The organism is Listeria ivanovii subsp. ivanovii (assembly GCF_900187025.1).
GTDB lineage: Bacteria > Bacillota > Bacilli > Lactobacillales > Listeriaceae > Listeria > Listeria ivanovii.
Window position 1 is genome coordinate 2,764,242 of record NZ_LT906478.1, and the last position, 13,655, is coordinate 2,777,896.

A 13,655-nucleotide genomic window follows, 5' to 3' on the forward strand; every position below is an offset into this window, starting at 1 on the left:
ACCAGTTGCTCATTCATACTCGGATGTAAATTAATAAAACCAAAGTAAGAAAAAGCTGGGGAAATAAAATAGACATAAGAAAGCTTTCAGTCCATACACATAAAAAGATACGCCGATAAACAATAAAATTTTATTCCATGTGATGCTCATAAACCGTATCCTTTCGTTTCATACCCAACCTGCCAAGTAACAATAGAAAAGCATAACTCACTGTCATCGTGGCACTAAAAAAAATAACTGCGGTCACCATCCCCCATTGCAATTTGTAAATCACCAGAAATCCAGTAATTAGTAGTACAAACCTGGCACTATCCCATAATAATTGCAAGCCTTGCCTACCAGTAATATAGAGAATTTGTGACACTGGTAGTACAACGAGTTGAGCAAAAAACATCGGTGTTAATATTTGTGCAAACATCCCTGCCACTTGCCAGTTCGGTCCGAATAACCAGACAAATAATATCGGCGACACAAAAGCAAATAAGCACATTGGTAGCAGAAAAACAGCAAAAAGTCGACTTGTTAATTTCCAATACACTCTAGTTAAAGTTGCTGGGTTTTCTCGTTGTAGTTCACTGGCTTTTCCGTAGAACACTTGACTCAGGGCTGTTGTAATCATGGCAATCGGGATACCTATCATTCGTTGCGTTGGCGAAAATTGTCCACTTGCAGCAACTCCAAAAAAAACAACAAATAGTAGCGTCGGTAATTGTAAAGCCAGATTATTTAGTACAAGTGAAGGCATTCCGAGAAGCGGAAACTGTCGATATTTCTTTATCAACTTAAAGCAACAACGGACTTGCCAATATACTCCTTCTTGCCTTATAAAACGAATGAACAAATTTATAGAGCCTGCCATACGTCCGACTACATCTCCAGTAATTAGTCCTAAGCCTGTCTTTTCTAACACTCCAGCAAAAACCAATTGACCCGCTCCGTTCACACTACTTTGTGTTATTTTTGCCATAGAGATGCGCCCATAATAATTATTCCGAATCGCCCAATAGCTCAAAATCTGCTGTATGCTAGCTGCGAACACGCCAATACCAAACAGAATTGGCACAGCATATGAGACAGACACATTCAACATTTGGAAGATTGACCAACCTGTTATTAAATACACTGTCAAACCACTTAATAACCAGGCAAGCGATATGACCATACATAACCAAACAATCTGATGAACGTTATCACGATTTCTTTCCATTGGAATCGCTTTTTCATAAGCAAATGCAGAAATAACTAAAAAAATACCTAGTAAACTCGTGTATGTTCCAAATATACCGAAGTCCGCTGGTGTAAATATCCGCGTTAAAACGGGAGACAAGGCTACTAAAATAAGTTGCGCGATCACATTTCCTGAAAAAACTTTGGTTAAATTTTTTAGAAATGTAGATTGAAAGAGTGTTTTCATTTTCTTATTGCATCATCGCATGACATTCCGGAATCCCAGCGCCAATACGAAAGACTTTCTCGCTATTTTCCCCTTTAAACATGTTTCGTGTATCCACGATCAGCTTTGCCTGACTCAAAATTTCCGCTGCGTCAAACATGTGATGGTTTGTTAAGACAACGACAACATCATACTCGCTGTAACATACACTTGTTTCACTGGATATTAATGACCCGTCTTCACTATAGAAGGCTGTTACATAGGGATCATAATAAGTAAGAGTCGCACCTTTTTTACGTAACAACTCGTACACTTCAAGCGCAGGCGATTCTCGCACATCATCAATATTTGGTTTATATGCCATACCTAAAACCAATACTTTTGAGCCGCGAATGGATTTATAGTCTGTATTCAAAGCTTGAACTACTTTATGAATCACTTGTTCTGGCATTTTCTTATTCGTTTCTTGCGCTAATTCAATAAAACGGCTGAAAAAATTAGCTCCTTTTGCCTTCCATGAAAGGTACATCGGATCCAGTGGAATACAGTGTCCACCTATTCCAGGACCTGGTGTGAATTTCATAAACCCAAATGGCTTGGTTCCTGCTGCATCTATCACTTCCCAAACATTGATATTCAGAGCTTCACATAACATTGCCATTTCATTAATAAAGGCAATATTAATACTGCGAAATGTGTTTTCGAGTAATTTTGTCATTTCGGCAACTTTAGTAGAACTAACGAGGTAAACATTATCAATTACTTTTGAATATAATGCCTCACCAAGATTGCAACAGTTTGAGGTTGTACCACCGAGTACTTTTGGTGTATTTTTTGTTTGAAAAGTTTTATTTCCCGGGTCAACACGTTCTGGTGAGAAACATAGGAAAAAATCTTCTCCAACGTGGTAACCTAATGCTTCTATTTCTGCTTGTATAAGTTCTTCCGTCGTTCCGGGATATGTGGTACTTTCGAGTGTAATTAGCATACCTGGTTTTAGATAACGCTTAATTTCAGTAACGGCTGCGATAATATACGACATATCTGGTTCTTGAGACTTTGTAAGTGGTGTTGGGACACAGATACACACTGCATCAACCTCACTTAATTTTGAAAAATCAGTAGTTGGCATGAAAAAGCCATTTTCTATAACCGTTTGTAATTTTAAATTAGGAATATCAATAATGTAGGAATTACCTTGCATAAGTTGAGCAGTCTTACCCTCATGGATATCAAAACCAATGACATTATATCCAGCTTCGGCAAATTCAATTGCTAAAGGTAAGCCGACATAGCCCAGTCCGATGATTCCAACTTTGTAATTCTTGGTCTTTATTTCCTCTTGCATTGCTTCATAATACATAACTAGACCTCCATTGGAATGTTAATTTCTTTTCGATTAGCTATTTTTAAAAGTTCAGCGACCAGGTCTTCTTTTGAGCAGCTTTCGTAGTTCATAAGTAATTCTGTAATTAAGTCTTCAGGAATCATCATTGCTTTTCCGATAAACATTTCTGCATTCTCTTCCATTTGGATATACTCATCTAATTCGAATAAATTTTCATGAAGCTTTTCGCCATCACGAATGCCAGTGTATTGAATCGTTATATCTTTTTTTCCAGACATTGCGATTAGTCGTTCGGCAATATCTTTAATTTTAACGGCTGCTCCCATATTAAGAACTAGGATGTCTCCATCGGTTGTTATTGTTCCTGCCTTTATAACTAGACTCGCAGCCTCTTCAATTGTCATAAAGTATCGGGTCATCTCTTGATCAGTTAATGTGAGCGGTACACCTTTTTCAATTTGTTTTAGGAAAAGCGGAACAACACTCCCACGACTTGCTAGCACATTTCCAAATCGTACTGTCGTATAGTTTGTTCGATATTTATTATTTAAATGGGCGACAATCATTTCAGCAATACGTTTACTTGCACCCATAACATTTCGTGGTCCAACAGCCTTGTCAGTCGAAACAAGGACAAATGTTTTTACATTTGCTTTTCCCGCTGCCTCAGCAACATATTTTGTACCGATAATATTGTTAGCAACTGCAGAATGCGGATTACTTTGCATGAGTGGTACATGTTTATGAGCCGCTGCATGAAATACAATATCTGGTTTTACTTTTTCCATTAATCGATACATACCTTTTTCGTCTTGAAGTTCTTGAATTTCAGCTGTTACTTTTACATTTTTATTAGGTAAATTCATCAGTTCATTTTGAATCAGATAAATGCTATTCTCTCCATGCCCTACTAAAATGAGTTCAGCTGGGTCTAAAGCATATACTTGACGACAAATCTCGGAACCAATCGAACCTCCTGCTCCAGTAATAAGCACTTTTTTTGTATATATTTCCGGATAAACATCTGCCAAAAGTGTTTTCTTGATTTTACGCTGCAACAGTTCTTCTGCAAAAGCATTACTACATGGTATAATCGTTTGTTTCTTCAATGGAAAGGTCCTCTCCTTTTGCTACTTGTTTAATTGTAATAATAATATTTACTACTTTTATCTTGTTTTGTCTTATTTAAAATAATGCCGATGATAGGTGTATGAGTACTTCTCAAAGTAGTTAAGGCTTTATGGAATTTCTGTTTTTGTGTTTTACTTTCTTCCGCAACCATAATGATCCCATCCATTTGTTGGGAGATAATCGTTGTATCCGCAACAATGACTGGTGGTGAATCTACTAAGATATAATCATAGTAGTCTTTAGCTTCTTTCAATAATTTCCGTAAGATTGGTTTGGAAAGTAGCTCCGATGGATTATGTGGAACTTGACCTGCTGAAATAAGATCCACGTTATACAAAGATGTTTTTTGGATAGCATTTTGACTCTGGATCGTTTCTTCTAGAATGTCTGTTAGCCCAATTGAGTTATCTACACCTAAGATATAATGTTGTGAGGGTAGTCGTAAATCCGCATCAATAATGAGGACTTTTAACTCTTGCCTCCCCATTACATCAGCTAGGTTCGCAATGATAGTTGACTTTCCTTCTTGCGGTTTGGTTGAGGTAATCATCATTATTTTTAGCATTCGTTGTTTACTGATAAATTCAATATTTGTTCGAATCATTCGAAATTGTTCCGCTGTTTTCGAGCCTTTTTGATGTTTAATGAGTAGTTTTGAACGTTCTTTTGGCATGGCGCCTCCTCTTCTTCCGTTCTTTTTGAATAGAACCTAGGATTGGAATATCTGTCAGCGCTTCAATATCTTTTTCGGATTTAATTGTTGTGTTAAGAAGTTGTAGTGAGAAAGAGAATAAGATTCCTATAACTAGTCCTCCAAAAGCGCCCATAACAAGCGCGGACTTTTTATTTGGCTTAATAGGGATATTATTATCATCAGCCTTTGCTTCTGACAAGATGCTGACATTTTGTTGGTCCATGATATTCTTGATGTTATCTTTGAATACAGTCGTTACTTTATTGGCAATAAGAGTGGCTTTTTCTGCGGAACTATCCGTTACTTTAATCGTAATTACTTGTGAGTTCGCTACATTTTCAATCGTTATTTGTTGTTTCAATTGTTTGACAGACTGTGGTAAGTTTAAGTTGTCTTTGACCTGATCTAGAATCCGACTACTTGTCAAAATAACTGAATAGGTATTGACAAACTGCTGATTTGATTGCACATCTGAGACAGTTACTTGCTCATTTTTTTTCTGATTAACGAGCACATCTGTAGACACTTGATAAATCGGTGTAACAAAGTAAGAGGTATAAAAAGCGATTGCTATCATCCCTACGACACATGCAGCGACAATGATATACCAATATTTTTTGAAAAATTGACCGATATATTTAATATCGAGAGTTTTTTCCATTTAGCTCGCATCCTTGATGGTTTTAATTGTCCATGTTGCTTTTGACTTAGTATCTGGATTTTCGTAAATAAGCGTGAGCGGTGTATCACCTTTTAGAACGAAGAACGCATCTCCTTCTGCTTCTTCACTAGACTTTAATGATGTTTCTAAACTTGTAGATGGATATACAGCGAGTACTTGTCCCTGTTTATTTTTAACAGATAATAACATGGCGTCTAACGGTTGTGAATCGGCACCATTATTTTTTCCTTTAAAATGGATTTTGAGAATCGTCTCGTCTGTTTTTTTTGCTTTATCTAACTTAATCGCTTTGATGATTTCAATCGCAACACCGTCTACTTTTTTAATCATGTCAGTTGCTTCTTTGTTTTTGTTAGCTGAGGTTTCTGACTTGGGTGTGGTATCTTTTGTATCATTGGCCGTGTTCGCACATGCTCCTACCACTAGAGATAATGCAACAATACTTGCAAGAGTGGTTGCTTTTTTCATTATAGTTGTAACCTCCATATCCATTTCTTTTCTTAAAAGAGAAACTCTTAACTGGCGGGAATCAGTTAAGAGTTTCCATATAAAATTATTTTGCAATAACGGTTACAGTAGTTCCTGTGTCTCCAGGAATTTGTGCACCAAGATCAACTGTTACAGTGTCTCCTGCGTGTAATTTACGAGTTAATCCTGAACTATCTCTGAAAAAGCGTGTATAAATTTTGAATTTGCCATCTGTTCCAATACCACCAGCAGTTACAGCATTAATATCTGCTTGTGGTGTAACTGTACGTTGAGCTATACCGTTAATTGACAAACGTAATACTTGTGTTCCTGTTGGTACTAAACCAGTAATATAGTCAGATTCTGCTTTTGCTACATCGATAAGAGGTTTCACTGCATCGTTAACATAAGTAGTTGTTGCCAAATTAGATGGTGTTTTATTTCCATAATCGACTACAATCTTATCGCCTTTTTGAAGACGTAAATTAGATACAGTACCATCTGTAACAAAGCGACTGTAGAAAGAGAAGTTACCATTCGCATCTGGTGTTACTAAACGTTGTGGATGATCATTGACAACTAGGCGAACAGATACAGTTCCTGCTGGTACTTTACCTGTAATAGCCTGTTGGAATGGTCCAATTGCGTCTATGATAGGTGCTGAATTTGGAATGTAATTTGTTACTTTTACATTGATAACTGGGCTAGTTTTCGTAGTACTTTTTTGTGAAACCCTGATTATAGTATCTGCTTTTTGTACCGTAATGGTTACAGAGAACTTACCATTTGTTCCAACTGTAGCTGTATATGTTGCTGTTCCAATGTTAACAACTGCTGTTAAGCCAGGTTTCCCTGTGCCGGTAACAACTGTGTCTTTATTTGTTACCGTGTTTGCTGTTGGTGCTGTTACATTATTATTTGCTTCATCAAGCGCATCTTGTGCTTTGTCTACTAATTCTTGTAGTTCAGCTCTTTTCGCTGGATTTACTACGGAATCTACTTTCTTTTGTGCTTCATCAATCATTGTTTGTGTCGTTGTATCTTTGATCTTGTTTGCTGGGTTATTATTGACGAACAGCTCATTGACTGCTTTTTGTGCTGCTTCTTGGCGGTTTTTCTCGTCCAATTCATCTTGTGCTTTTTTCACTTGCACTTGTAATGCGGCTTTTTTAGTTGTGTCTGTGACAGCATTGACTTTTACTTTCGCTGCCTCAATCAGTGTTTGTGTTGTGGTATCTTTGATGTGGTTCGCCGGGCTATTACTGATAAATAGCTCATTAACCGCTTTTTGTGCTGCTTCTTGACGGTTTTTTTCGTCTAATTCATCTTGCGCTTTTTTCACTTGTACTTGTAATGCGGCTTTTTTTGTTGTGTCTGTGACAGCGTTAACTTTTACTTTCGCTGCGTCAATCAGTGTTTGTGTTGTGGTATCTTTGATGTGGTTCGCCGGGCTATTACTGATAAATAGCTCATTAACCGCTTTTTGTGCTGCTTCTTGGCGAGTTTTTTCGTCCAACTCATCTTGTGCTTTTTTCACTTGCACTTGTAATGCGGCTTTTTTTGTTGTGTCTGTGACAGCGTTAACTTTTACTTTCGCTGCGTCAATTGCTGCTTGGTTAGTCGTATCTTTGATATGATTTGCTGGGTTATCACTGATGAATAGCTCATTAACTGCTTTTTGTGCGTCATCATAGGTGCCTGTAACGGTAACACTTCCAATTAGATGGTCTACATTATCAATCCTAACAAACACTTTGAATACTGTACCATCACTATATGCACCATCTTTTGTGACATATGTCGTAGGACCGTCAGCTGCAATATTCAACTCATTAGAGTAATTATTTTTATATCTACCGAAGTATGCGTCATCTTTTGTGACCACATATTCATATTTCAATCTCTCCGAAGTTTTTATGTCCATTCTAAATCGAGTATTAGTTCCTTTTAAACTTATTAATGAATCTTTTGCTCCTTCGATTGCTTTTTCTGTTTCGTCTTTTGTTTTAGCATCTAATTCTGTTTGGGCTTTGTTTAATTGTACTTGTAATGCTGCTTTTTTCGTTGTGTCTGTAACGGCATTGACTTTTACTTGTACTGCATCAATCGCTGCTTGATTGGTCGTTTCTTTAATATGATTTACTACATTGTTATTAATGAATAATTCTTTAACAGCTTTTTCTGCTGCTGCTTGTCGTTTTGGTTCACTATTCAAATAACGTTTTGCTAAATCAAGTTCTGCTTGGTACTCTACCTTTGTAATACCTTCTTCTAAACAATCTATTTCTTTTTGAAGAACATCAATTGCTGCTTCATCTGTTGTGTCTTTAATATCACCAGAATCAGGGTTATTATTAATAAATAATGCATCAATTTCTGCTTTCAAATTCGTAGTATTTATTTGTTTAGTTACAGTAACCCCACTAGCCGCCCTTGACCAAATCAAAGCAGGTTCATTTACATAATCAGCGTCTTTTCCTAGTACTACAGTTATCTTGGTAGATGTAGAGCTAGCTACAAATGTGCTACTTCCATACTTAGTACTTTTCACGCTTGCCAATTCGCTTATACTACCTACATTTGATGCATAAACAGAATAATTCAACTCATTAGAAGCTACGGATTTCGACAGTGTATAAGTTTGGCCCACTACAGTCGGTATAACTTGATAAAGAGCAAACCTCGTTGATCTTGTACTTCTGCCCGTAAATTCTGTAATTCCAGTTCCCGAATAATCGGTAGTATATGATGTACTTCCAAAACCACTAATTCCAATTGAGGTAATATCAGATGCACTATCATCTATTTTGTAATATACATATTCATCTCTAGTTGAAGTGCCAACGTATCGTGAATTAACATCCTTTCCTACAAGAACAAGACTATCTAAATTATTACCCCCTCCAACAGCAGCTGCTTGCCAACTTGGAAAAATTTGCTTAGCCGTTAGATTTGTTTGTTCAATTGTAGTTAGTTTTCCATTAGAAACTAAATTTTTTGATTTCACAATCGCGCCAGCTAATTGTTGTTCTCCTGCTGTTGTTACTGGTGCTGCGTCTGTTGCGCTAGCAATCAAGCTTAGGGGTTGCGCTAATACTGAAAAAGCTATTGCGGTTGTTGCTCCAATAGTAGTAATCTTTTTTGCTAATCTTTTTTTATTCATATTTCTCTCCTTTTAATCATGTATATTTTCCATATTGTTACTTAACCAAGTAGATTTAGCATCAATATGTTGTTCCCTGAAAGTTATCATTACCATTACATTATTAACACCCCCTTAAAATAACTACTTTATTCTTTTAATATTTTTAATGGTTGCTGCCGACCGGTGGGTGCCAAAAATTTCTCACGATGTAGTTGTTTAATTAGATTGGTCATTGTCGCTGGGCTGTAACAGGTGTAATCACTTAAACTGTCTCGGTTAAATTCTGATGGCAGCTTAGTATTCCCTTCCACAGACACACCAAATTTACTAGCTAAATTTAGTAGAATATATTTCATTCTATCCGTACCGTGATATTGGTTTTGGGCGATTTTTTCTAATAGCATACGTTGCTCTTCTTTCTCTATTAGAAATAAAAACAACCAGCCTTCTTGCATACTTAGTATATATTCAAGTAGTTCACACCTACGGAACTCAATGACATAGCTTGTTTCAAAAACAATCGAACTCATATTGGCTTCCTCATTCATAATTAAAGTGCTCATTCCTTGAAAACTGCCTTCACCTTGAAAGCCAATGGTTTGATTCGCATGGGTTTTTTTCACAATTCCTGTTTCTATATAATAGATACTGTTTGTTTTTTCTCCTTCATTTATAAGAACTGTCTTCTTTTCCATTTTTTACGAAAAGAATGGATCGATGGATTATCAAGCAACTTATCTAGTAATACTCCTGAATTGAAATTAATATCCAAACTTTTCTTGCTGTATAAATCATTAAGGCTAGTTTCTAATTGAATCATTTTCAATAACACCTTCCTGCAGTTTATATGTCACTAGTTAATATTAGCTACTTCCAAAATTATTTGTTGGCATTGATTTGACAAGTTTTCTCTTATTCGGTGAACTTTTTGTTACGCTTTTAATGATTTTAAACAGGCAGACTTTTTTGTTATAGGAGTTGTCAAGTATAGATTGGCTAGCCTCTTAGGCATAGAGCCCGTATGGAAAACGAATCTACTTTATCAAGAATCAAGTTTGAACATGTTGGGTCTTTTAAGATTGTGTATAAGAAATTGGAATTGATAAAAAGAAAGGAGGAGATAAACATGCAGACAATTACGATTTTTAGTATGAGGAAAAGTTACAAAGTTATTTATCCAAATGAATAGCGTAAGAAATATGAGACAATAAGGATGGTTTTCAAACATTGCAGGTTAACTTTTAATTATTTTTTGCGGAAGTTATTTTAACCAAAAGCGGGTTGCATAACACATTACAGCTAACATTTTCCGAGCTTATTTCAATGTCCCCAATCAAAACTCGGTGTTATACTGAATATACTTGTTCCATTTCCGCATCCAGTGCTTGTATTATTCTGTTCACGGAAAACATTTAACAAAACTAAATTTTGCAAATATAAACAATAATCTTTTTTCTATAATGTGCTTCAAAAAACGCTGGAGAACTTCTTAGTATAGCTATGCCTATCCAACAGCGAGGCTAGCAGATATTATGTTTTCTAAAGTACACTATTATGCGGATAAAATGATTTATCTCCTGTAAAATTCAAGAGATTATCGAAGAAGTGGAGATATTGCCTCAACTTTGCCTGAATATGATATTTTGAGACAAATTTCTGGAACAGATAGTCCCAGAGCTGGAGATAGAGATGTTCGAAGTTTTTTGATACGTAGGGAGCTCAATAACTATGCAAAGATCGCCATAAGACGTTACCACTCTGGGAAGACAATTTATTCGAAGTATATTAATAAATTAAGACAACCTCAAATACAAAAATCACTTTATCTTATTACCCAGAATATATTAAAAAAAGCAACAAAACACACTCAATCATAACGTCTGTTGTTACTATAAAAAAGGAAAAAAACCCTATAACAAATGTCATAAGGTTACCTCGGTGGCATGTATCGATAAAATTATTGAAAACAATCTACTGTTTTACTAAAACTAAATAAATGTACGACTAAAGTTTATCTATAATGTCGTAACATAGTTATTATACTACTTTTCCTCCACTTTTAAAATAGTTCAAAGGTAGGCTTCATTCGTCCAGATTGGTTACTTACTTTAGAGATCCTTATACGTAAGAAAGGCTTAAACCCCATTTTGCAGGATTCAAAGCTATTATTTGCTTATTTTATATTAAGATTTTTTGCTAGTTTTGTATGCATTTTTATTCGTTCTGCTTCTGAAACAACATAATACCAAAGTCCGTCATCTAGCTTCCCGCCGTCTCCTGCCATCGTGATACTTTCTACATTATTAACAGCGCCACCGTAATTTTTAACAATTTTAGTCATATCAGCCATTGTAAAGTCTGTTTCAATATTATTCTTGGCACTTTCCAGTATTTCATTTAATTTAAAAACTGTTTGGGTAGATAGTAACTTTTTAGAAACTGCAGTAATGGATTCTTGTTGCCTTTTTTGCCGACCGAAATCACCATTTGGATCCGTTTTCCGAATCCGAACATATTGGAGAGCTTTTTCGCCATTGAGGTGTAGATTGCCTTTTTTAAATTCTCTTCCGTTGTAAGAAATCCCTTCTGTATTATTATAAACATCAATACCACCTACAGCATCAACCACTTCGCGAAATCCTTCCATATTAATTTTGATATAATAATTAAAAGGAATACCATTTAAAAATTTAGTCGTAGTATCTTGTGCCATTTTAACATCGCCATATGCATAGGCTGCGTTGATTTTTTCTGTCGTATTATGTCCGACAATTTCTGCACGTGTATCTCGAGGGATGCTTAACATTTGTGCTTGGTTAGTATCTCCATTAACAGTCGCTGCAATCAACGTATCCGAACGTCCGCGGTCTCCATCACGCTCATCGATACCTAAAATCAAAATAGAAAAAGGTATGGTTCCATCGAGTGAAACAGCGGTTTTAGAGGAGCTTTCTAAAGGTTTATACATATTATCAAAAGTACTGCTTGTTTTCCAGTAAGCCCAGCCAATAAGAGCACCTAATCCTAAAATGATAATTAAGAGAATTATTAGAAAAATCTTTAGTGCTGTTCGTTTTTTTCTTTGGGTGTTTTTTGCTTTTCGCAATTGTTCCATCCTTTCATAGTTACTTGTTTTCTTTTGCAGGTTCATAATACCAAATTAGTTCCACTTTGTGTGATTTTCTTATAAATCGTCACAAAAAGTCCATTTATAGACTTAAAAACCGCCTTTGAAAAAACAACTATGATTCTCCGGATGCCCTTTACTCCCCCAATCGAAATAACGATATTTTTTTCGCTAAAGATTGCTTGATTTATTCTATATAATTCAAATAACTTGGCTAATTTAATCCAAAGTAACTGTAGATTCTAAATTAGTTTTAGAGCATATCCTCGTGTTTTAACCGTTCATTCAACTCATAGAGCGCAGTCTTATTACTATCCCATTCTAATATTTCATTTGCTGCTTGATAGGAGAGCCATTGAATTGCTTTATGTTCTGAAGATAGCTTTATTTTGTGAGAAAAAAGCGTCAAATCGATAGCAAAACAATATTCTGGAATTACATATGGCTTGTTGAATGAAAAATGGAAACTTGGAATATGAGCAAGCGAATCCAACTGATAGATTTGGAAATTGTTTTTCAAACTTAATTCTTCCCTGCTCTCTCTTAGTGCCGCATCCTGTGGTGATTCCGCATCTTCTCCACCACCAGAAATAAATTGCCAAACCGCCATATCTGTTCTTAAAAAAACAGCAAATTGAACATGAGTTTCTTTTCGAATAAAAGGGATTACTAATACTTGAAATAGCTGCCTCATATTTTTCACCTCATTCATTTCATCCCTTTATTATACAGAAATTCACCATTTTCTGGTATGCTTAAGTTAATAAACTAAGTAGGAGGTAATTTAAATGACACTTTCTTTCTCTGATACGTACAGACTGAACAACGGAATTGAAATGCCTAGGCACGGTTTTGGGGTTTATAAATTAACAGAAGAAAAACGGATGCGGACTGCTCTCGAAACCGCAGCAGAGGTTGGGTATCGCTTATTTGATACAGCGTCTTTTTACCACAATGAAAAGCAACTTGGAGATTTCTTCCAGACAAGCGGATTAAAACGGGACGATTTTTTTGTGACAACGAAAATGTGGAATACCGAGCAGGGTTATGATGAGACCCTTCGTGCTTTTCTTAAGTCGCAGAAAAAATTACAATTAGACCAAATTGATTTATATTTAGTACACTGGCCAAAACAAGATACCTTTTTTGAGACATGGCGTGCAGTGGAAAAGCTATATGATGAAGGGCTTGTTCGCGCAATCGGCGTAAGTAACTTTGAGGCACACCATTTAGATCGCCTGCGTACTAGCGCTAATGTTCTTCCAGTTGTAGATCAAGTAGAAACTCACCCCCACTTCCCGAACCACTTGTTACATCGCTATTTAGAGGAACTTCATATTGTTCATCAAGCGTGGAGTCCACTTGGGCGGGGCGGGGTTTTAGAAGAAGCTACTTTAATGGAACTTGGGCAAAAACACGGCAAATCTCCCGCACAAATTGTTTTACGCTGGCATTTGCAAAACAATATTTCGATTATTCCTAAGTCAGAAACTCCTTCAAGAATTAAGGAAAATGCGGATATTTATGATTTTGAGTTAACGGAAGCAGATATGCGCCAAGTTGACCGTTTAAATACTGGTGAACGTGTAAGTCATGCGCCCGATGTGATGTATGTAAGGTCTGAAATTTAGCAAAAAACTTGGAATCCGATTGTGGATCCCAAGTTT

At 36.1% G+C, this 13,655-nt stretch carries 11 protein-coding genes; 1 reads left to right on the forward strand and 10 read right to left on the reverse strand.

Translation table 11 applies throughout. The features are described 5' to 3' along the window. Positions 1 to 130: 130 nt before the first annotated feature. The 10 genes from CKV67_RS13815 to CKV67_RS13860 all read right to left on the reverse strand — a co-directional run bounded on the left by CKV67_RS13815 (position 131) and on the right by CKV67_RS13860 (position 12,682). Positions 131 to 1,414 (reverse strand): lipopolysaccharide biosynthesis protein, encoded by a 1,284-nt coding sequence (locus tag CKV67_RS13815; protein WP_025280126.1) that lies wholly within the window; start codon positions 1,412 to 1,414, stop codon positions 131 to 133. Positions 1,415 to 1,418: 4 nt separating this feature from the next. After that, positions 1,419 to 2,756: a nucleotide sugar dehydrogenase gene (locus CKV67_RS13820; RefSeq protein ID WP_025280127.1), complete on the reverse strand. Its 1,338-nt coding sequence runs from the start codon at positions 2,754 to 2,756 to the stop codon at positions 1,419 to 1,421. A gap of 2 nt (positions 2,757 to 2,758) precedes the next feature. Then, complete coding sequence (locus tag CKV67_RS13825) at positions 2,759 to 3,850, reverse strand: UDP-N-acetylglucosamine 4,6-dehydratase family protein (RefSeq protein WP_014093895.1); 1,092 nt, start codon at positions 3,848 to 3,850, stop codon at positions 2,759 to 2,761. Positions 3,851 to 3,879: 29 nt separating this feature from the next. After that, complete coding sequence (locus tag CKV67_RS13830; protein WP_014093896.1) at positions 3,880 to 4,545, reverse strand: CpsD/CapB family tyrosine-protein kinase; 666 nt, start codon at positions 4,543 to 4,545, stop codon at positions 3,880 to 3,882. After that, positions 4,514 to 5,227: a YveK family protein gene (locus tag CKV67_RS13835; RefSeq protein WP_014093897.1), complete on the reverse strand. Its 714-nt coding sequence runs from the start codon at positions 5,225 to 5,227 to the stop codon at positions 4,514 to 4,516. The genes CKV67_RS13830 and CKV67_RS13835 overlap by 32 nt, the downstream gene beginning before the upstream one ends. Next, positions 5,228 to 5,716 carry a DUF4352 domain-containing protein gene (locus tag CKV67_RS13840; RefSeq protein ID WP_025280128.1) on the reverse strand — a complete coding sequence of 163 codons (489 nt, stop codon included), beginning with the start codon at positions 5,714 to 5,716 and terminating at the stop codon, positions 5,228 to 5,230. An 85-nt stretch (positions 5,717 to 5,801) separates the two neighbouring features. Next, positions 5,802 to 8,879, reverse strand: coding sequence for a toxin Cry1Ac domain D-VI-related protein (locus CKV67_RS13845; RefSeq protein WP_025280129.1), 3,078 nt, complete (start codon positions 8,877 to 8,879; stop codon positions 5,802 to 5,804). A 128-nt stretch (positions 8,880 to 9,007) separates the two neighbouring features. Continuing rightward, positions 9,008 to 9,556, reverse strand: a complete 549-nt coding sequence (locus CKV67_RS13850; RefSeq protein WP_014093900.1) for a Crp/Fnr family transcriptional regulator — start codon at positions 9,554 to 9,556, stop codon at positions 9,008 to 9,010. Positions 9,557 to 11,034: 1,478 nt separating this feature from the next. Continuing rightward, on the reverse strand, positions 11,035 to 11,976 hold the full coding sequence (locus CKV67_RS13855) for an LCP family glycopolymer transferase (RefSeq protein WP_032363919.1): 942 nt from the start codon (positions 11,974 to 11,976) through the stop codon (positions 11,035 to 11,037). A 265-nt stretch (positions 11,977 to 12,241) separates the two neighbouring features. Further along, the gene (locus tag CKV67_RS13860) at positions 12,242 to 12,682 is read right to left on the reverse strand and encodes an NUDIX hydrolase (protein ID WP_014093902.1); all 441 of its coding nucleotides are present in this window, start codon (positions 12,680 to 12,682) and stop codon (positions 12,242 to 12,244) included. A gap of 94 nt (positions 12,683 to 12,776) precedes the next feature. Here CKV67_RS13860 and CKV67_RS13865 point away from each other — a divergent pair, with 94 nt between their 5' ends. Continuing rightward, a complete protein-coding gene (locus tag CKV67_RS13865; protein WP_014093903.1) occupies positions 12,777 to 13,619 on the forward strand; it encodes an aldo/keto reductase in 843 nt (280 codons plus the stop codon). Positions 13,620 to 13,655: the final 36 nt, after the last annotated feature.

Coding starts and splice junctions, on each gene's coding strand:
- CKV67_RS13820 (WP_025280127.1), bottom strand. CDS start 2,756: ATGTATTATGAAGCAATGCAAGAGGAAATAAAGACCAAGAATTACAAA.
- CKV67_RS13855 (WP_032363919.1), bottom strand. CDS start 11,976: ATGGAACAATTGCGAAAAGCAAAAAACACCCAAAGAAAAAAACGAACA.
- CKV67_RS13840 (WP_025280128.1), bottom strand. CDS start 5,716: ATGAAAAAAGCAACCACTCTTGCAAGTATTGTTGCATTATCTCTAGTG.
- CKV67_RS13860 (WP_014093902.1), bottom strand. CDS start 12,682: ATGAGGCAGCTATTTCAAGTATTAGTAATCCCTTTTATTCGAAAAGAA.
- CKV67_RS13845 (WP_025280129.1), bottom strand. CDS start 8,879: ATGAATAAAAAAAGATTAGCAAAAAAGATTACTACTATTGGAGCAACA.
- CKV67_RS13830 (WP_014093896.1), bottom strand. CDS start 4,545: ATGCCAAAAGAACGTTCAAAACTACTCATTAAACATCAAAAAGGCTCG.
- CKV67_RS13815 (WP_025280126.1), bottom strand. CDS start 1,414: ATGAAAACACTCTTTCAATCTACATTTCTAAAAAATTTAACCAAAGTT.
- CKV67_RS13850 (WP_014093900.1), bottom strand. CDS start 9,556: ATGGAAAAGAAGACAGTTCTTATAAATGAAGGAGAAAAAACAAACAGT.
- CKV67_RS13865 (WP_014093903.1), top strand. CDS start 12,777: ATGACACTTTCTTTCTCTGATACGTACAGACTGAACAACGGAATTGAA.
- CKV67_RS13835 (WP_014093897.1), bottom strand. CDS start 5,227: ATGGAAAAAACTCTCGATATTAAATATATCGGTCAATTTTTCAAAAAA.